Here is an 18,151-nt window from a genome sequence, read left to right on the forward strand (position 1 = left end):
ACTCCGGCTCCTGTTACTGCGCGGCCACGGGTTCGTAGATGGATGCGGGCAAATCGTACCCCCAAAGGCGGAAGCGTTCGGCGTAGTTGCTGCGCACGCCGGTCGCGGTGAAATGGCCGATGATCTTGTTGTCAGAGGTCAATCCGACGCGCTGGAAGCGGAACACTTCCTGCATGGAGATCACGTCCCCTTCCATCCCGGTAATTTCGGTGATGGAGGTCATCCGCCGCGAGCCGTCCTGCAAGCGCGAGGCCTGCACGATCAGGTTCACAGCCGAAGCAATCTGCGAGCGCACGGCCTTGATCGGCATTTCGACCCCGGCCATGGCGATCATGTTCTCCAGACGGCTGATACCGTCACGGGCAGAGTTCGCGTGGATCGTGGTCATCGAACCGTCGTGGCCCGTGTTCATGGCCTGCAACATGTCGATAACCTCTTCGCCGCGGGTCTCCCCCACGATGATACGGTCAGGACGCATCCGCAGCGCGTTTTTCAAACAATCGCGCGGGCTGACTTCACCCTTGCCTTCCACGTTGGGCGGACGGCTTTCCATCCGGCCCACATGGGTCTGTTGCAGTTGAAGTTCGGCGGTATCCTCGATCGTCAGGATGCGCTCGGCATTGTCGATGAAGGAGGACAGCGCATTCAGCGTCGTCGTTTTACCGGAACCGGTACCGCCGGAGACGATGATATTCAGCCTGGTGGCGACGGCGGCCTGGAGATAGGCGGCCATTTCTTCGGTAAACGCGCCGAAATTCACAAGGTCGTCGATGCCGAGCTTGTCTTTCTTGAATTTACGAATGGAGACGAGCGAGCCATCCACCGCAATCGGCGGCACCATTGCGTTGAAACGCGAGCCATCTTTGAGGCGCGCGTCAACATAAGGGTTGGATTCATCGACACGCCGGCCCACGGCGGACACGATCTTGTCGATGATCCGCAGCAGGTGGCGTTCGTCCTTGAAGGTGACGTCGGTCAACTGCAGCTTGCCCGCGCGTTCGACAAAGATCTGCTGCGGGCCATTGACCAGAATATCGTTGACGGTGTCGTCTTTCAGCAGCGTTTCCAACGGGCCAAGGCCGGTGACCTCGTCAAAGAGTTCCTGATTGAGCTGTTGCCGATCCTCGCGGTTCAGCACGATGGCCTTTTCTTCAAGAACTTCGCCGGTGATGGCGTTGATTTCAGACCGCAAATCCTGTTCGGTCGCGGTTTCCAAAGCGGACAGGTTGAGGTTGTCCAGCAAGGCGCGGTGCAGTTCGAGCTTGATGTCGCCCATGCGCTCTTTGCGCTTACGCTCCTTGTCCATGGGGACGGGCTGCGCCGCCGCCTTGGAAGAGGGACGCCGCACGACGGAGGATTTTGCCGCCGCCTCGGGCGAGGGCTGCGGGCTGGGTTCCAGTGCCGTAGCAGGTGCCGGTTTCTCAGACGCTTGTTTCTTGTATTTCGAGAACATGCGTTAACGGTCCTTTCGACGTTCAGGCAGCCTTGGCGGCCGTTTCCTGAAGTTCATGGATTTGCAGTGCCAGTTTGGCGATTTCCTTGCGCAGGGGATTCTTCGCGGCCTGCGTGACAAGGGGCAGGCCGTGATCGGCGGCCTGAAGCACCGGCTTCCCGCCATCGGGCAGGAGCAGGTCGATGGAAATGTCGAGGCTTTCGGCCATGCGTTTCACGCGCGACTTGCCCGACAGGTCGGTAAATTTCGGCGCCCGGTTCATGACATAGCGCAGTTTTTCAACGGGAAGCTCTTCGGATTGAAGGGCCCGCTTGAAGCGCAGCGTGTTCTGGGCGCAGCGCATATCCAGTTCGATCGGGCAGAAATACACGTGGGATTCCGTCAGAACGGTTTCTGTCCAGTGTACCAGCGTAGAGGGCATGTCGATGATGACGTAATCGAAATGCGCGCGGGCCATGGCGATCAGCCGGCTGATATCCTCGGGCGAGATCATTTCAAGCGGCAGCATATCGGCGGGCGATGTCAGAACGCTGAGCGTATCTTCGAAGCTGAGCAATGCCTGCCCGAAAACTTCGTCGTCCATTGTCTCTGTCTCGGACAGCATTTCATATACCGCCTCGCGCCGCGGCAGGTCGAGATAGGTGGAAACACTTCCGAACTGCATGTCGAGGTCGAGAAGGCAAACCGAAGGCGCAGCCTCTTTCGAGATATTCGCCAATTCCCAGGCCAGGTTCACGGCCAGGGTCGTCGCACCCACGCCGCCGGCCAGCCCATGCACCGCGAAAACGGCGCCTTGCTTGTCGGCATTGCTATCAAGTCGCGGGCTGTTGTCGGCGCCTGCGGCGACTTTCGGATCGTTTTTCTGTTTCGTCCGGGCAATCGCCTCTGCCAATTCGTTTTCCGGCAGGGGATAGGGGACGAATTCGCCGTTCGACTGGCGCATCAAGGCGTGCAGTGTGGGGGGCGAGACATCTTCGGCAATAAGAATGACGGCGATGTCACGAATGACGGCCTGATTGACGATCTCGGTCAGCATGACGAGGTTTTCCTCATCCTCGCTGTCGATCGCCAAGGCTATGAATTCCAATGATTCTGCTTCAGGTTGGCCGAAGAAGGCCAAGGCCTCGGCAAAGCCGAGATCGCCCCAGGATTCCCCCAGAGCAGCTTCCATGTCTTCGATCAGGAGATCGAAGTTTTGAACGTCCCGGCAGACCGTACATGCGACGATCGGGGCCAATTCTGGTTGTGGCATTACGCTGCTCATTGCCAACTTGTCCTTTTATATAAGGGCTTTGGCAGAGCAATCTTGAAGTCAGGTTAATCCAGCTCAAAAATGCCTTGCTTTCACCCCGCGTCCAACCCACCCGGATCGAACGCACGTGTCCCATTGACCAATGTTTTGCAGTCAATCTGGGCGAGATTGGGGCCAAACTTCCGCATTAGTTGGGTTTCTTCGAACAATAGTGGGGCAGGAGCCTTACTGGTTCACTAGTTAACCGAACCAAAAGAGGCGTGACCGGTATGGCCACGCCTCTAAATGTTGTCGATTTTAGGAAGAAACCTTACTGGGCGACTTCTTCGATCTGTCCGTCTTCCATCGTGCGCAGTTCGCTTTCCGCCTGAGCGCTGGCAATATAGTCGCGATAGATGATCTGCGCGTATTTGCCATCCAGCACCAGCGGGCTGCCTTGCACGAAGCCCGATACCTCGGTCACGGTGCGGCGATTGCGACGTTCGCGGCCTTGGGTCACGATCAGCGGTTGGGTTTCCCCGAAGGATACAACAGCCTCAAGCCGGTCACGCGAAATCCCCTGGCTGACAAGGAAGTTCACCGCCGCACGGGCCCGGCGCAAACCGAGGCTTTTGTTGTAGCTGTTGCCGCCAACCAAGTCGGTATGGCCGTAAACGCGGAACTGAACCTCGGGGAACTGACGGATCCAGCGCGCTTGTTCGCGCAATGTATCGCGTGCCCCGGCATCCAGCGCCGCACTGTTGAAGGCGAAGTTGACTGTCGTCAGCACCTCTTCCGAGAAGCGCTGCGCCAGATCATAGACATATTGTTCCTGCCCGGTCTGGATCAGAACGTTATTCTGGGTCGCCCGCCCGAATTCTCCGTTATCGATCAGCGCACCGGCTGGTCGGAAGAACTGGGTGTAGATCGGATCGCTCGTATTGGCACAGGCGCTGAGCAGACCCAGCCCGGCCACGAGGCTTATCACTTTGGAGTGTTTCACGGCTCAAGTCCTTTCGCTGCTTGTCCCTTAGTCCAGAACATACCCATAAGACCCACTGAAATCCTGTTTCGCAACTTCCCCGGCCGCACCCTTTACAGGGCGGCGGTTGGTGCGTCCGGCAACATTGCCGTTAAGAAACAGGTCACGCTCGGTCGGCAGGGCAACCCGGTCGGTCGGCAGGGCCAGGGCCTCGCCACGGGTCGGTTGCACCAGATGCGCGGTGATGATGATCACCAGTTCTGTCTGGTTGCGCTGGTAGTTCGCACTGCGGAACAGCGAGCCAAGAACCGGAACATCGCCCAGCCATGGAAGCTGCGAGGAGCTGTCGAGGAAGTCGTCCTGCAACAGACCCGCGATGGCAAAGCTGTCGCCATCCCGCATTTCCACGGTGGTTGTCGTCTCGCGGCGGGTGAAGGCGTCGATCTCGAACCCGTTGACTTCAAAGCCATTATCCGGGTCGATTGCCGACACGGCGGCTTTCAGTTCAAGGTTGATGATGTCCCTGTCCACGACGCGCGGGATGAAGTTCATTTCAACGCCGAACGGTTTGTATTCGACCGTAATGCCGGTGGAGCCGGTCGCCGTGTCAGATCTGGAAACCGGAACCGGGTACTCACCGCCGGCAAGGAACGTGGCCTCTTGCCCGGACAGGGCAACAAGGTTCGGTTCCGCCAAGGTTCGTACGACGCCTTTTTGTTCAAGCGCTTCCAGCAGGATGCCGATCTGCATCGACCCGGCATTGAAGCCGAACACCATCGCGCCCGCGTTTTCGTTCGCCGCTGGAACCGAACCGGAGAGCGAATTCGCCACCCCGCCAGAGCCAACGGTTGTCCCGGTGCCGCCATTGATGCCCAGATCGCCACCAAAGGTGGTGCCGTTCAGTGCCAGGGACGAGCTCAGCGATTTGGAAACGGAACGCTGCATCTCCGCGAAGCGCACTTTCAGCATGACTTGCTGAATACCGCCGACAACCATCAGGTTCGACACGCGGTCCGGTGCGTAACGCTCTGCAAGATCAAGCGCGCGTTGCAGGCGCGCGGCAGAGGATACGACGCCAGACAGCACGATACCGTCATTGGCGGTGCGCACTTCGATCTTCTCACCGGGAAGAATCTGCCGCAGCCGTTCCTTGAACTCGGTGACGTCGGCTGCCACACGGACATCGACATTGGTAATCAGTTGGCCCGACGCATCAAGAAGGGTCAGCGTGGTCAGGCCCGGGCTTTTGCCCAGAACGTAGATTGTCCGATCCGACAGCGACGAAATATCCGCGATGCCAGGGTTGGCGATGGAAAGTTCCGCGAATGGGGTTTCGCTTTCAACGACAACCGCGCGGTTCATGGGAACATTCAACGTCGAGGACGTTCCCTTTTTCACCACACGCAGGTTATTCGCCTGGGCGGTGATGTCAGACACGAGCGCAAGCGGGCTTACGCAAAGTGACAGCCCGAGAAGGGCTGATTTCAATATTCTGTCAATTTTCATGTGACCTGCCTCTATGTCACGCTCGATGGCCGGTTTTCCGGTTATTGTCGTCAATCTGCGGCAAATTGAAATTTATTGCAAGAATCAAGACCTTCCCGGTCCCGGTGAATGTGGGTAATTCGCAACAAGGGTAGAAAACGCAAAAGCGCGCCGGGTGGGGCGCGCTTAGGCTAAGGCAATGAAAGCGTTGACGTTTAGTCGGGGCAGGGGATCGGAATGGCGACCACTTCTGCACCGCGGCGCGTCCGGATCGTGCAGACTTTTTCTTCTGCTTTCTTCACTTCGGGGGCTGCTTCCTGTTCCCGTTCGATCCCCAGAAGGCGATATTGGTCGACTTCGATCGCTTCGGCGACGACGTCGTCACCGGCGCCGACAAGGCTCAACGAGAGCCGTCCGGTGGTTTGCGCCTGGGCGAGCGATGCAACCTGTTGCGGCGTGGCCGCGACTGTCACCGTCCGGGCCACCAGCGCGCCATCAAGATCCCCGCTTGCCGTTTGGTCGACCGCGATCAACTGGACACCGGATTCGATCAACTTCGTCACATCGCCGAGAACTTGACCGCTTTTGCCCGTTGCCACCTTGCCGGTCCAATAGACATCAACGCGGTCGCCGGGGCGCAGGAAGCCGGACACGCCCGAGGCCACGTCCACACGCAGCGCGAAGGCCCGCATCCCGCGTTCCAGACGCGATGTGATCCCGGCATCTTCGCCCGGTTCGGTGACTTTAACGGCCAGAATGGCTTCGTCTTTTTCCATTGCGCGCAGAACGACGCGCGGTGTGTCCACACCCCTGGAGAAAAGATCTTCTTCGGCGTTAAACGCGCCCTCCGGAATGGCGTTTTCGGGCCAATCGACCGTGCGCACATCCTCAAGCGTCAGTTCTTCACCGTATTTCATCGCACGTTCGGCAACATAGACAGGGACGGTCTTGACCATCTTCTCCCGTGCTGCCCGCTCTTTGGCGAGAGCTGTCTGATATTGACCGATATAATTTTTCGCCATGTAGACCGCACCGCCTGCAAGAGCGAGCCCGGCCATAAGTACCAATCCGAAAACGACGCGCATATTAACACCTCTTTATTCAATCACGCCGGTGCATTGGCCCGGCGAGTCTGCTCTGGCTGACGAATGGCAGACGATTGTGGCGATTTTCAGCCATAGGATAGGAGACAGTGGGGCGCGCTTCTGCGCGATGGCGACCCGGCACCGTACCAATCAAGCCTGGCCGTGCGGGGGTCTTTCATAAGCAAGAAGCCGCGCCCGATGTCGGACGCGGCTCCTTGTTCGTCAAACGAGACGAGACCTTAGTTCGGGTCTTGGCCGTCCAGGAACGTTTCGGTGTCGCCGGTCAGGCCAGTCGCACCGGTTTCGATCGAGGTGTAAGCAGCAACGGCCAGGCCAACAACGGCAGCAGTCAGCACAACCCAGTCAACTGTAACGGCGCCGTTTTCGTCTTTGCGGAAGTTCTTGATGAACTTGATCATGGTATGTCCCTCCAAAGGATCACTCAGTTTACATAGTACCTTGCCGTGTGTGGCTCAGGCCGCCTCTCTCTCATTGGCCTGTGCCCGACTTGGTATGACCCTATATGCGCCTCCGATTGGGGCATGATTTGGGCGGGAAAACGGGCTTTTCGCGGAACTTGAGGGAAAGGACGGTGGCAGGGGGTTAAGTGTTTGAAAACGTTTACGTCTATTGACGAGAAAACGAGAATATTTGGTGCAAAATAGTTGTTTTCTGGCCAGATTCTCGCATGCGTTGTTCTTCTTTGTCAGCCTTTTCTGGCGTGATCCTTCGTTTTTTGCGAAATTGTTTCCGAGCAGTGGAAAAAAGCCGGAACGGCAATGGCAGACTCATGAAAAAAGTTAAGGCACTCTTTATCCTCGGTGCATTTTTGTTGGCAGAGGGCGCGGTGGCAGAGACACCGGCGCCGTTTCCTGATTTTTCGGCAAAGCATGTCAAAGCGCCCAAGGCCAGCAGCACCAAGCGGCGCATCACCGTGCAGATCGATCCGTCTGAACAAAGCGCGGCGCAGCCCAAGGCACCAATGCCAGAGGCGTCAGCAAACGCGGCGCCCGCGCCGGATGTCCCGGGACGCTATCCCTGGTTCTGGGAAAAGGTCTCTCCGGATCTGGCGCTGGCCAGTGCGGGGCGGCTTGAAGGGGCGATGCATGCGCTCGCCGGGGCCAGCACGAAAGTTCCGGCCCCTCGCTTGCAGGCGCTGCAAGAGATCGCAGGCGCGCGGGGCGTCGAGATTCTTGGGGCGACTGTCGGAACACGGGTGTCGCCGGCCTTGGTGCTGGCGGTGATTTCCGTGGAATCGGCTGGGCAGGCGGATGCGCAAAGTACGGCGGGGGCGCAGGGGTTGATGCAGCTGATGCCCGACACGGCGGCGCGGTTCGGGGTCGAGAACAGTTTCGAGCCGTCGCAGAATATTGCGGGCGGGGTAAAATACCTCGATTGGCTGATGGGCGAGTTCGACGGCGACCCGCTGCTTGTACTTGCGGCATATAATGCGGGGGAGGGGTCGGTGCGGAACCATCAAGGTGTGCCGCCATTTGCCGAGACGCGCGATTATGTCCCGAAGGTTCTTGCGGCGTTTCAAGTGGCGCGCGGCCTGTGCCGCACGCCACCGGTGCTTGCCAGTGATGGCTGTGTCTTTGCCTTGATGCAGTAGTCCGTTTTGCGGCACGCAAAACGAACCGGAAACCGTGTCGGTTTCCGGCGCTGGTATCAGACGATGGTCGCTTGTGTTGCGGCGCGCAGTTCGTCTTCGGTGACGCCATCCGCGCATTCGACGATTTTCAGCCCGCCTTCGACCACGTCCAGAACGCCCAGATTGGTGATGATGCGGTCCACGACGCTTTTGCCGGTCAGCGGCAGCGTGCATTCCTTCAGCACCTTGCTGTCACCATGCTTGTTGGTGTGGTCCATCACGACGACCACACGCCCCACACCGGCCACAAGATCCATCGCGCCGCCCATGCCTTTGACCAGCTTGCCTGGAATCATCCAGTTCGCCAGATCGCCATTCTCGGCCACTTCCATCGCGCCCAGAATCGCCATGGCGATCTTGCCGCCGCGGATCATCGCAAAGCTTGTCGCACTGTCGAAATAGGCAGTCTGCGGCAATTCGGTGATTGTCTGCTTGCCGGCATTGATCAGGTCCGCGTCCTCTTCGCCTTCGATCGGGAAGGGGCCCATGCCCAGCATCCCGTTCTCAGATTGCAGAGTCACTTCGATTCCCTCGGGGATATAGTTGCTGACCAGCGTCGGTATGCCGATGCCAAGGTTCACATACCACCCGTCCTGCAATTCCTGCGCCGCCCGAGCGGCCATCTGGTTCCGGTCCCAAGCCATTATGCGTCTTCCTTCTTGCGCACGGTGCGTTGTTCGATCCGCTTCTCGTGATCGCCCTTGATGATCCGGTGCACGTAAATGCCCGGCAGGTGGATCGCGTCGGGATCGAGCGAGCCGGTCGGCACGATCTCTTCGACCTCGGCGATGCAGACCTTGCCGCAAGTCGCGGCGGGCACGTTGAAGTTGCGCGCGGTCTTGCGGAAGATCAGGTTCCCGGTCTCATCCGCTTTCCATGCCTTCACGATGGCGAGGTCGGCGAAGATGCCTTCTTCCATGATATAGGTCTCGCCGTTGAAGTCCTTGTGGTCCTTGCCTTCGGCGATGACGGTTCCCACACCGGTCTTGGTGTAGAAGCCCGGAATGCCTGCGCCACCTGCACGCATCCGCTCGGCCAATGTGCCTTGCGGGTTAAACTCAAGCTCAAGCTCGCCCGACAGATACTGGCGCATGAATTCCGCGTTCTCGCCCACGTAGGAAGAGATCATCTTCTTCACTTGCCGGGTCTGCAGCAGGATGCCGATGCCGAAATCGTCGACCCCCGCGTTGTTGGACGCGAAGGTCAGGTCTTTGGTGCCGGCGTCTTTGATCGCCTGCAACAGCAATTCGGGAATGCCGCAGAGGCCGAAGCCGCCGGCGGCGATGAACATCCCGTCGAACAGGAGGCCGTCCAGAGCATCGCTCGCGGACCCGTAGACTTTCTTCATGGAAAACTCCGTTGGATCTGGTGTCGCGTCTGTATTGCGCTGCGCTTACGTGAAGTCAATGTAAGCGCCCGGCCTTCGGACGCTGCCAGCGTCGGTGACGGAGCATTGCGCGCATTTACGCAGTTACATCGTCCCCGGCGTCATCAGGCCGATCACCGCGCCAATCGGGTCGACGACAATCGCGATCCGGCCCGTGCCCGGCACATCGAAGGCCGGGCGGCGCACCGCTCCACCGGCCGCTTCGAAATCGGTCACGGCGCGATCCACGTCATCATGGGCGATATAGCTGAACCAGTGGTCGGGCATGCCATTCATAAAAGCATGGGGCCGCATATCGAAAATTCCGGCGACCGGTGTGTCGCCCCGCATGGCGACATGATAATTCGATCCGTCGGCCATGGGGGCAGTTTCGATCTGCCAGCCCATCAGCGACGCATAATGGTGCGCGGCCCCGTCGGGATCGCGCGTGTTCAATTCGTTCCAACAGAATGTGCCGTGAAGCTGTGACATGACAGGCCCCCCTTTGGTGTCAGGGCAAGCCTACCAGAAAAGTCACTCTTTTTCAGCCACGTCTTTCTTTGCCGCAGCCTTTTTCGCGGCTGGCTTCTTGGCGGGGGCCTTTTTCTTGGCAGCGGGCTTCTTCTTTGCCGCGGTTTTCTTCTTGCCGCCGCCCTTCGATGCTTTGGCCGCGATCAGTTCAAGCGCCTGATCCAGCGTTACGGAATCGGGCTCCAACGTGTCGGGAAGAGTGGCATTGACCTTGCCCCACTTCACATATGGGCCATAGCGCCCCTTCATCACATTGATCGGGCCGCCTTCGTCCGGGTGCTCGCCCAGTTCCTTCAGCGGCGTGGCCGGGGCCGGTTTGCCGCGCTTCGGCTTGGCGGCCAGCACTTCGACCGCACGGTTCATGCCGATTTCGAAGACGTCCTCGATACTTTCGAGATTGGCATTGGTGCCGCCCCGATTGGAGATACTGTCCGCATGTTTCAGATAGGGACCATAACGCCCGATATTGGCCCAGATCATCACGCCATCATCCGGGTGCGGGCCGATCTCGCGGGGCAGGCTGAGCAGCTTCAGCGCCTGTTCCAGCGTCACTTCCTCGGGTGTCCAGCCTTTGGGAATCGATTGGCGCGGCGGTTTGGGCTGTTCTTCCGTCACGGCACCGCGCTGGGCATAGGGGCCGAACCGGCCCTTGAAGATCCGAATCTCGTCGCCGGCATCTTCGCCCAGCAGCTTGCCCTCGGGCGGGATCGCACTGTCATCTTCCATGCCCGGCGGGCCGAAGGGGCGCGTGTAGCGGCATTCGGGGTAATTGGAGCAGCCGATAAACGCCCCACCCGACCGCGCCGTGCGCATCGACAGGCGCCCTTCGCCGCAATTGGGGCAAAGGCGCGGATCACTGCCGTCTTCCTTGGCCGGGAAAAGATGCGGCTCCAGAACTTCGTTGATCTTCTCCAACACCTCGGTGATGCGCAGATCGGAGGTTTCCGCAATCGCGGCAGAAAAATCCTGCCAAAAGCGGTTCAACACATCTTTATAGTCACGTTCGCCTGCGCTGACGTCGTCCAGCTCTTCTTCGAGCGAGGCGGTGAAGTCATAGCCCACATAGCGGCGGAAGTAGTTTTCGAGGAACGCGATGACCAACCGGCCCTTGTCTTCGGGAATCAGGCGGTTCTTGTCTTTGCGGACATATTCGCGGTCCTGAATCGTGGTGACGATCGACGCATAGGTCGACGGCCGCCCGATCCCAAGTTCTTCCATGCGCTTGACCAGCGTCGCTTCGGTATAGCGCGGGGGCGGCTGCGTGAAATGCTGCGCCGGGGTGACGCCGCGCTTTTCAGCCGGTTCCCCTTCGGAGATTTGCGGCAAGCGCTTGTCGTCATCATCAACGACCTCATCGTCGCGGCCTTCTTCATACACACGCATGAAACCGTCAAACAGCATGACCTGACCGGTGGCGCGCAGGCCAACCTCGCCATCGTCACTGCCGATCTCGACCGTTGTGCGCTCCATCCGGGCGCCTTCCATCTGGCAGGCCAGCGTCCGCTTCCAGATCAGATCGTAAAGCTTGCGCTGATCGTCTTCGGTCACCTTGATCGCCTTGGCGTCCAGCGTCATGTCGGTCGGGCGAATACATTCGTGCGCTTCCTGCGCGTTCTTCGCCTTGTTCTTGTACATGCGCGGGGAGGACGGAACATATTCCGCGCCATAGCGGTCCTTGATCGCATCGCGGGCGGCATGCACGGCCTCGGGCGCCATGTCGATCCCGTCGGTTCGCATATAAGTAATGTAGCCTGCTTCATACAGACGCTGCGCCGCGCTCATGGTCTGGCGCGCACCCATGCCGAACTTGCGGCTGGCTTCCTGTTGCAGGGTCGAGGTCATGAATGGCGCAGACGGGTTGCGCGAGGCGGGCTTCGCTTCGACCGAGGTGATCTTCAGATCGCGCGAAGTGATCGCCTGCACGGCCATTTCGGCCTGCGTCTCGTTTTCGATATCGAATTTGTCGAGTTTCTTGCCCGCCAGCAGCGTAAGCCGGGCTTCGTATTCCTGACCGCGCGGAGTCGCCAGAACGGCGCTGACCGACCAGTATTCACGTGCGCGGAAGGCTTCGATTTCCATCTCGCGCTCGACGATCAGGCGCAGGCAGACCGATTGCACCCGTCCGGCGGATTTCGCGCCGGGCAGCTTGCGCCAAAGCACCGGCGACAGGTTGAAGCCTACAAGGTAATCCAATGCGCGGCGGGCGAGATACGCCTCCACCAAAGGCATGTCGACCTGGCGCGGATGGGCCATCGCTTCGGCCACGGCATCCTTGGTGATGGCGTTGAAGGTCACGCGGCTGACCGGGGTGTCTTTCTTGATCGACCGGCGCTTGGTCAGCGCTTCTTGCAGGTGCCAACTGATCGCCTCGCCCTCGCGGTCGGGGTCGGTTGCGAGGATCAGTTCGCCATCTTCGGCCAGCGCGTCGGCAATGGCTTTGACGTGCTTTTTACTGTCGCTGGAGACTTCCCAAAGCATGTCGAAACTGTTGTCAGGATCAACGGAGCCGTCCTTTGGCGGCAAATCCCGAACGTGCCCGTAAGAGGCGAGGACGGTGTAATCCGGCCCGAGATATTTGTTAATTGTCTTTGCTTTAGCAGGAGATTCGACAACTACGACGGGCATAATCCGGGGCGACCTCGTTATTGAAACCAAAGGTGAGTCTATGGCGGCGGAACATGTGGTGGCGATTGCATGATTGTCAATGGCGTGGTTCGAACGCCCGATTTCTGGCGAGATGAGGCTGAGCGGGTCAGTTGCTCCGGCTGAGGAGCCCCCCGGAATGGCGCGTAATCTCACCGGACAGCTCGAGTTCGGTCAGCGCCGGGCTCAAACTGGCGGGCGTGGCCGCGAGGTCGCGGATCAACTGGTCTTCGGGCACAGGGGTGGGGCCGAGCCGGTCGAGAATCTGGCTGTGCAGTTTCGCGATGTCGGTGGCGATCGGCTTGGTGCGGATCGTTTCCGCGGTGCCGCTGGCGCGCGCGGAGGTCGGGGCGGGCAGGGGCCGCACGGGGTCGCCGCCGGCCAGTTTTTCCAAGCCGGGATGTGCCAGAGGGCCAAGCGCTTCGATCACATCCGCTGCCCGGCGGATCAAGGTGGCCCCGTCGCGGATCAGCATGTTGCAGCCTGCGGCACGGGCGTCGAACGGATGGCCCGGCACGGCCATGACCTCCCTGCCAAGATCGGCGGCGTCGCGCGCGGTGATCAGGCTGCCTGACTTGGCGGCCGCCTCGACCACGACGCAGGCGCGGCCCAACCCGGCGATGATTCGATTGCGGGCCGGGAAATGGCGCGCCATCGGTTGCAGCCCCATCGGTTGTTCGGACAGGCGCAGCCCGTCCTTGGCGATGCGATCTGCCAGATCGGCGTTTTCGGCAGGGTATATAACGTCGACACCGCCTGCTTGCACCGCAATCGTTCCGCTGGGAAGGGCCGCCAAGTGGGCGGCGGCGTCGATTCCACGCGCCAGGCCCGACACCACCACATGACCTTCTTCGCCAAGTTCGCGTGACAGCGCCTTTGCCATGCGCGTGCCCAGTGACGACGCGTTGCGCGCGCCGACCAGCGAGATCATCGGTTTGTTCAGCAAATCAAGCCGCCCCAGCGCCCAGAGAACCGGCGGCGCATCGGCAAGATCCGCCAGCGCGTCCGGATACCCGGCAAAGCCATGCACCAGCAAGACGGCACCGGCGCGCGCACCGGCTTTCAATTCAGCGGCGATGACGCCCTCGGGGCAGATTTCGTAAGAAGAGACACCGGCGGCACGGGCGACGTCTGGCAAGGCGGCCAAGGCATCGCGTGCGCTTCCATGTTCGGCGCGTAATCTGTGGAAGGTGGTGGCCCCGACACGACGGGAGCGCAACAGGCGGAGGCTGGTGAACCGGATATCTTCCGTGGTGGGTGGGAGTGGGGGGTGAGTGGAAGAAGAAAAACTTTCTCCGGCCATCCTCGCTCTCCAACCTGTTGCACCCTCACTTTAGTGCGAAGGAGGTTAACAACCTCTAAACACGTACCTCACTATTTTGGGGGAGATTAAGGATGGCTAAGCCATTAATAAATATTAACGCTCGTACAAAGCCCCGCAGGGTGACGCCAATTAGCGTCACTAAAATCACCTCAATTGTTAGTAAATATGCCCTGCGCGTTACGCGGCGGACCCTCCCACGGTGAGTCCCCCGATCATCACGGTCGGTTGCCCCACGCCCACCGGCACCCACTGGCCCTGCTTGCCGCAATTGCCCATGCCCGGATCAAGCGCCATATCGTTGCCAAGCGCGCGAATCTGTTTGAGCGCGGTCGCGCCGTCACCAATAAGCGTTGCGCCCTTGACCGGTGCGCCGACCTTGCCGTTTCGAACGCGGTAGGCTTCGGTGCAGGAGAAAACGAATTTCCCGTTGGTAATATCGACCTGTCCGCCGCCGAAGCCGACCGCATAGATCCCGTCCTTGAGGTCGGCGACGATGTCTTCGCGTGTGGCGTCGCCGCCCAGCATGTAGGTATTGGTCATGCGCGGCATCGGCGCATGTGCATAGCTTTCGCGGCGGCCATTCCCGGTCGGGGTGACACCCATCAGGCGCGCGTTCTGACGGTCCTGCATATAGCCGACCAGCACACCGTCTTCGATCAGGGTATTCTTGCCGGAAGGCGTGCCCTCGTCATCGACGGTGATCGATCCGCGGCGGTCGGGGATTGTCCCGTCATCAAGTACGGTCACGCCCTTGGCCGCGATTTGCTGGCCCATCAGCCCGGCGAAAGCCGACTCGCCCTTGCGGTTGAAGTCCCCCTCCAGCCCGTGGCCGATGGCCTCGTGCAGCAGGATGCCCGGCCAGCCCGGTCCAAGCACGACATCCATGACGCCAGCGGGCGCGGGTTCTGCGTCCAGATTCACAAGCGCGATTCGCAGCGCCTCGCGCGTTTTGGCTTCCCAGTCGGCGCGGTCGAGCACACCGCCTTCAAGAAGATAGCGCCCGCCACCCCCGGCAGAACCGCTTTCGCGCCGGCCATTCTGTTCGACGATCACGGAGACGTTCAGCCGGGTCATCGGGCGGTCATCTGAAACCAGATGTCCATCGGGGCGCAGAATCACGACCTCCTGATGGCTGGCCGCGATAGTGGCGGAGACTTGAATTACCCGCGAATCCAGCGCGCGGGCGAAATCGTCGATTTCCCGCAGCGTTTCGACTTTGACGCCGAATTCGGTCCCGGCAATCGGGTCTGCATCCGTATAAAGCCGCCGGTTCGTCGCCTGCGGAGTATCCGCCAGCACGCCGCCTTGACCTGTCACGGCCAGGCGCACAGTCTCGCCCGCGCGTGCCAGAGCCGCATCGCTGAGTTCGGAGGAATGCGCATAGCCGACCGCTTCGCCGGACACGGCGCGCAGCCCAAATCCCTGCGCAGCATCGAAGCTTGCGGTCTTGAGCCGCCCGTCATCAAAGACCAAGGCTTCGGACCGCCGACGTTCAAGAAAGAGTTCGCCATCATCGGCGCCATCGGTGGCCGCGCGCAGCCGGGTCAGCGCGGCTTGCTTCTCCAGCGTGTCGGAAAACGGGTCAAACGGGGCGTCAGCCATCGGTGCGGTCCCTTCATTGTGGTGGGTTCAGCAGAGCGCGTGCCGCAGAAAGCGGCTGTTTGCCGCAACTCACACTCTTTATCTTGTGGTCAGAATATGATTGTAAGCTGCACAGAATACAACGGGATGCACACTGCGATGTGGATGTGTCCTGAAACCAACAGTGATCACACAAGATCAGGACCGCAGATGAACAAGCTACTCAAAGGCTTCAGCCTTCTGGCCGCTCTTGCCGCCGCCGCGCCCGCTCTGGCACAGGAAAACCTCCCGATCATCGGTACACCGCGCGACGGTGCGATGGGCTTCCAACCTGCGGCTTCGGAAATCGCACGGGATACGCAATGGCTCGACGGCATGATTCTCGTGATCATCACCGTGATCACGCTTTTCGTGACCGGGCTGCTGCTTTTTGTGATCGCGCGCTACAACAAGAAAGCGAACCCGAAAGCGTCCACATTCACGCACAACACGCCGCTTGAGGTTGCGTGGACAATCGTGCCGATTGTGATCCTCGTGTTCATTGGCGCCTTCTCCCTGCCGGTGCTGTTCAAGCAGCAGGAAATCCCCGAGGCTGACATCACCATCAAAGCGACCGGGTACCAGTGGTACTGGGGCTATGAGTATGTCGACCACGAATTCGCCTTCGACAGCTTCATGCTGGCGCGCGAAGATCTGGAAGAGGCGGGTTACAGCCAGTCTGAGTATCTTCTGGCGACAGACACCGCCGTGGTCATCCCGGTTGGCGCAACAGTTGTTGTGCAGGTGACAGGCGCTGACGTGATCCACTCCTGGACCGTTCCGGCCTTTGGCGTGAAGCAAGACGCCGTACCTGGCCGCCTGGCCGAACTGTGGTTCGCCGCCGAGAAGGAAGGCATCTATTTCGGCCAATGCTCCGAGCTTTGCGGCAAGGACCACGCCTATATGCCGATCACCGTGAAAGTGGTCAGCCAAGAAGCCTATGATGCATGGCTGCAAGGCGCGATCGACCAGTACGCGGGCAAGCCGCTCGACTACGACGTGGCGTCGAACTGATCTGCGCCTGACGTTTCAGTTGAAACCCTGCAAGGGCCGCGTGTTCCGCACGCGGTTCCCAGCAAAGGAAAGCAATGACCGAAGCAACTGACCTGAGCCGGGACTACGAGCCGACACTGGGCGACTATTTCGCGCTGCTCAAGCCGCGCGTGATGTCGCTGGTGGTTTTTACCGCTTTGGTCGGGCTTCTGGCGGCGCCGGTGCCGATGCACCCGGTCGAAATCTTTGCCTCCATTCTGTTTATCGCGATCGGGGCCGGGGCCTCGGGCGCGCTGAACATGTGGTGGGACGCGGATATTGACGCGGTGATGCGCCGGACGGCCAAGCGCCCGATCCCCTCGGGCCGGGTCGAACCGGGCGAGGCGCTGGCCGTTGGTGTTGCGCTCTCCGGTCTGGCGGTTGTCATGCTGGGGCTGGCCGCGAATCTTCTGGCCGCCGCGCTGCTGGCCTTCACCATCTTCTTCTATGCCGTCGTGTATTCGATGTGGCTCAAACGTTCGACGCCGCAGAATATCGTGATTGGCGGCGCTGCGGGCGCGTTTCCTCCGATGATCGGTTGGGTTTGCGCAACCGGGTCTGTGACCATCGAAGCGTGGCTGATGTTCGCGCTGATCTTCATGTGGACGCCGCCGCATTTCTGGGCTTTGGCGCTGTTCATGCGGTCCGACTATGATGATGCCGGCGTGCCGATGCTGACGGTTACGCACGGGCGGCCCGCGACGCGCAACCACATCCTAGTCTATACCGTTTTCCTTGCCGTCTTTGCGCTGGCCGCTGCGGCGACGTCCATCGGCGGTCCGATCTATCTGGCGGTTGCGGCGGTGCTGAACGCGCTGTTCCTCAAGGGGGCGATCGAGATTTGGCGCCGGGATGAGGTGCAGGCGGAAGCCGATGATTACGCAGTCGAGAAAAGCTTCTTCAAGCTCTCGCTGCTCTATCTCTTCCTGCATTTCGGGGCGATCCTGCTGGAAGCAGCGCTGCGCCCGTTCGGCTATGGGGGCTGGGGATGGCTCTGAGCAAGGAACATGAGCTGCACCAGCGGCGCAAAGGGCGCAATATCGGCGTCGGTCTGCTGTTAGTCGGCTTCATCGTGCTGGTGTTCTCGCTGACCTTCGTGAAGGTGACGCGAGGCGATTTCGAACTTCCCAAGGCGGAACAAGAGGTGTCGCAATGAAACTGGAAGGCCCGCAGAAAACCGTTGTTCAATTGGTCGCTGTCATCGTGGTGATGGGCGGCCTGGCGTGGGCGTCGGTCCCGTTTTACGACTGGTTCTGCCGCGTTACCGGTTTCGGGGGCACCCCGCTGGTGGCCGAGGCGGGCGCCGATGAAATCCTCGATCAGACGATCAAGGTGCGCTTCGATGCGTCGCTTGAGCGCGGGATGCCGTGGGAATTCAAGCCGGTCCAGCGCGAGATGGAACTGCGCATCGGGGAAACCGGGCTTGCCTTCTACGAGGCGTATAACCCGAAGGACGTTCCCGTCGCCGGTTCGGCCAGCTACAATATCGCACCCTATCAGGCGAGCGGGTTCTTCACAAAAATCGATTGCTTCTGCTTTGAAGAGCAAGTCCTGCAACCGGGTGAACGGGTGCAGATGCCGGTTACGTTCTATGTCGATCCGGAAATCGTCACCGACCGCGATGGCGAGCATGTGCATTCGATCACGCTTAGCTATACGTTCTATGAAATCGATCTGCCCGAGGGCTTCGCCGCCCTTGATCAAGACACAACGACAGTGAAAAACTGACGCCAAAACCAAGAGGGATA

17 protein-coding genes are annotated in these 18,151 nt (G+C 60.1%); 5 read left to right on the plus strand and 12 right to left on the minus strand.

Annotated elements, in window-relative coordinates; all coding sequences use genetic code 11:
- Positions 1-13: 13 nt before the first annotated feature.
- From E4Z66_RS09950 to E4Z66_RS09975, 6 genes are all read right to left on the minus strand, one after another.
- The gene (locus E4Z66_RS09950; RefSeq protein ID WP_136462834.1) at positions 14-1,453 is read right to left on the minus strand and encodes a TadA family conjugal transfer-associated ATPase; all 1,440 of its coding nucleotides are present in this window, start codon (positions 1,451-1,453) and stop codon (positions 14-16) included.
- 22 nt (positions 1,454-1,475) lie between these two features.
- A complete protein-coding gene (locus E4Z66_RS09955) occupies positions 1,476-2,717 on the minus strand; it encodes a CpaE/TadZ family protein (RefSeq protein WP_136462835.1) in 1,242 nt (413 codons plus the stop codon).
- A 298-nt stretch (positions 2,718-3,015) separates the two neighbouring features.
- Entirely contained in the window at positions 3,016-3,687 is a 672-nt protein-coding gene (locus E4Z66_RS09960; RefSeq protein WP_136462836.1) for an OmpA family protein, read from the minus strand.
- A 27-nt stretch (positions 3,688-3,714) separates the two neighbouring features.
- A complete protein-coding gene (locus tag E4Z66_RS09965) occupies positions 3,715-5,172 on the minus strand; it encodes a type II and III secretion system protein family protein (protein WP_136462837.1) in 1,458 nt (485 codons plus the stop codon).
- A 194-nt stretch (positions 5,173-5,366) separates the two neighbouring features.
- Complete coding sequence (gene cpaB, locus E4Z66_RS09970) at positions 5,367-6,236, minus strand: Flp pilus assembly protein CpaB (RefSeq protein ID WP_136462838.1); 870 nt, start codon at positions 6,234-6,236, stop codon at positions 5,367-5,369.
- Positions 6,237-6,475: 239 nt separating this feature from the next.
- Positions 6,476-6,655: a hypothetical protein gene (locus tag E4Z66_RS09975; protein ID WP_136462839.1), complete on the minus strand. Its 180-nt coding sequence runs from the start codon at positions 6,653-6,655 to the stop codon at positions 6,476-6,478.
- Between the two features lie 371 nt (positions 6,656-7,026).
- Here E4Z66_RS09975 and E4Z66_RS09980 point away from each other — a divergent pair, with 371 nt between their 5' ends.
- Positions 7,027-7,848 (plus strand): lytic transglycosylase domain-containing protein, encoded by an 822-nt coding sequence (locus E4Z66_RS09980; RefSeq protein WP_136462840.1) that lies wholly within the window; start codon positions 7,027-7,029, stop codon positions 7,846-7,848.
- A 56-nt stretch (positions 7,849-7,904) separates the two neighbouring features.
- Here the strand turns inward: E4Z66_RS09980 and E4Z66_RS09985 are convergent, their stop codons facing one another.
- The 6 genes from E4Z66_RS09985 to tldD all read right to left on the minus strand — a co-directional run bounded on the left by E4Z66_RS09985 (position 7,905) and on the right by tldD (position 15,353).
- Entirely contained in the window at positions 7,905-8,531 is a 627-nt protein-coding gene (locus E4Z66_RS09985) for a 3-oxoacid CoA-transferase subunit B (protein ID WP_136462841.1), read from the minus strand.
- Positions 8,531-9,235: a CoA transferase subunit A gene (locus tag E4Z66_RS09990; RefSeq protein ID WP_136462842.1), complete on the minus strand. Its 705-nt coding sequence runs from the start codon at positions 9,233-9,235 to the stop codon at positions 8,531-8,533. Before E4Z66_RS09990 ends, E4Z66_RS09985 begins: the two co-directional genes overlap by 1 nt.
- 123 nt (positions 9,236-9,358) lie before the next feature.
- The gene (locus tag E4Z66_RS09995) at positions 9,359-9,745 is read right to left on the minus strand and encodes a VOC family protein (RefSeq protein WP_136462843.1); all 387 of its coding nucleotides are present in this window, start codon (positions 9,743-9,745) and stop codon (positions 9,359-9,361) included.
- A gap of 42 nt (positions 9,746-9,787) precedes the next feature.
- Positions 9,788-12,409: a type I DNA topoisomerase gene (gene topA / locus E4Z66_RS10000; protein ID WP_136462844.1), complete on the minus strand. Its 2,622-nt coding sequence runs from the start codon at positions 12,407-12,409 to the stop codon at positions 9,788-9,790.
- Between the two features lie 127 nt (positions 12,410-12,536).
- The gene (dprA, locus tag E4Z66_RS10005) at positions 12,537-13,730 is read right to left on the minus strand and encodes a DNA-processing protein DprA (protein ID WP_136462845.1); all 1,194 of its coding nucleotides are present in this window, start codon (positions 13,728-13,730) and stop codon (positions 12,537-12,539) included.
- A 198-nt stretch (positions 13,731-13,928) separates the two neighbouring features.
- Positions 13,929-15,353, minus strand: coding sequence for a metalloprotease TldD (gene tldD / locus E4Z66_RS10010; protein WP_136462846.1), 1,425 nt, complete (start codon positions 15,351-15,353; stop codon positions 13,929-13,931).
- A 189-nt stretch (positions 15,354-15,542) separates the two neighbouring features.
- On the opposite strand from tldD, the gene coxB reads away from it, so the two are divergent.
- The 4 genes from coxB to E4Z66_RS10030 all read left to right on the plus strand — a co-directional run bounded on the left by coxB (position 15,543) and on the right by E4Z66_RS10030 (position 18,131).
- Positions 15,543-16,385, plus strand: a complete 843-nt coding sequence (gene coxB / locus E4Z66_RS10015; protein ID WP_136462847.1) for a cytochrome c oxidase subunit II — start codon at positions 15,543-15,545, stop codon at positions 16,383-16,385.
- Positions 16,386-16,459: 74 nt separating this feature from the next.
- Positions 16,460-17,401 carry a heme o synthase gene (cyoE, locus tag E4Z66_RS10020; RefSeq protein WP_136462848.1) on the plus strand — a complete coding sequence of 314 codons (942 nt, stop codon included), beginning with the start codon at positions 16,460-16,462 and terminating at the stop codon, positions 17,399-17,401.
- Complete coding sequence (locus E4Z66_RS10025) at positions 17,392-17,559, plus strand: cytochrome C oxidase assembly protein (protein WP_136462849.1); 168 nt, start codon at positions 17,392-17,394, stop codon at positions 17,557-17,559. The genes cyoE and E4Z66_RS10025 overlap by 10 nt, the downstream gene beginning before the upstream one ends.
- Complete coding sequence (locus E4Z66_RS10030; protein ID WP_136462850.1) at positions 17,556-18,131, plus strand: cytochrome c oxidase assembly protein; 576 nt, start codon at positions 17,556-17,558, stop codon at positions 18,129-18,131. The genes E4Z66_RS10025 and E4Z66_RS10030 overlap by 4 nt, the downstream gene beginning before the upstream one ends.
- Positions 18,132-18,151 lie beyond the last annotated feature (20 nt).

This window comes from Aliishimia ponticola, from assembly GCF_004803475.1.
Taxonomy (GTDB): Bacteria; Pseudomonadota; Alphaproteobacteria; order Rhodobacterales; family Rhodobacteraceae; genus Aliishimia; species Aliishimia ponticola.

Bases quoted from the DNA above. Each gene is read 5' to 3' on its own strand.
- E4Z66_RS09950 (WP_136462834.1), bottom strand. From the start codon at position 1,453: ATGTTCTCGAAATACAAGAAACAAGCGTCTGAGAAACCGGCACCTGCT.
- E4Z66_RS09955 (WP_136462835.1), bottom strand. From the start codon at position 2,717: ATGAGCAGCGTAATGCCACAACCAGAATTGGCCCCGATCGTCGCATGT.
- E4Z66_RS09965 (WP_136462837.1), bottom strand. From the start codon at position 5,172: ATGAAAATTGACAGAATATTGAAATCAGCCCTTCTCGGGCTGTCACTT.
- cpaB (WP_136462838.1), bottom strand. From the start codon at position 6,236: ATGCGCGTCGTTTTCGGATTGGTACTTATGGCCGGGCTCGCTCTTGCA.
- E4Z66_RS09975 (WP_136462839.1), bottom strand. From the start codon at position 6,655: ATGATCAAGTTCATCAAGAACTTCCGCAAAGACGAAAACGGCGCCGTT.
- E4Z66_RS09980 (WP_136462840.1), top strand. From the start codon at position 7,027: ATGAAAAAAGTTAAGGCACTCTTTATCCTCGGTGCATTTTTGTTGGCA.
- E4Z66_RS09985 (WP_136462841.1), bottom strand. From the start codon at position 8,531: ATGGCTTGGGACCGGAACCAGATGGCCGCTCGGGCGGCGCAGGAATTG.
- E4Z66_RS09990 (WP_136462842.1), bottom strand. From the start codon at position 9,235: ATGAAGAAAGTCTACGGGTCCGCGAGCGATGCTCTGGACGGCCTCCTG.
- E4Z66_RS09995 (WP_136462843.1), bottom strand. From the start codon at position 9,745: ATGTCACAGCTTCACGGCACATTCTGTTGGAACGAATTGAACACGCGC.
- topA (WP_136462844.1), bottom strand. From the start codon at position 12,409: ATGCCCGTCGTAGTTGTCGAATCTCCTGCTAAAGCAAAGACAATTAAC.
- dprA (WP_136462845.1), bottom strand. From the start codon at position 13,730: ATGGCCGGAGAAAGTTTTTCTTCTTCCACTCACCCCCCACTCCCACCC.
- tldD (WP_136462846.1), bottom strand. From the start codon at position 15,353: ATGGCTGACGCCCCGTTTGACCCGTTTTCCGACACGCTGGAGAAGCAA.
- coxB (WP_136462847.1), top strand. From the start codon at position 15,543: ATGAACAAGCTACTCAAAGGCTTCAGCCTTCTGGCCGCTCTTGCCGCC.
- cyoE (WP_136462848.1), top strand. From the start codon at position 16,460: ATGACCGAAGCAACTGACCTGAGCCGGGACTACGAGCCGACACTGGGC.
- E4Z66_RS10025 (WP_136462849.1), top strand. From the start codon at position 17,392: ATGGCTCTGAGCAAGGAACATGAGCTGCACCAGCGGCGCAAAGGGCGC.
- E4Z66_RS10030 (WP_136462850.1), top strand. From the start codon at position 17,556: ATGAAACTGGAAGGCCCGCAGAAAACCGTTGTTCAATTGGTCGCTGTC.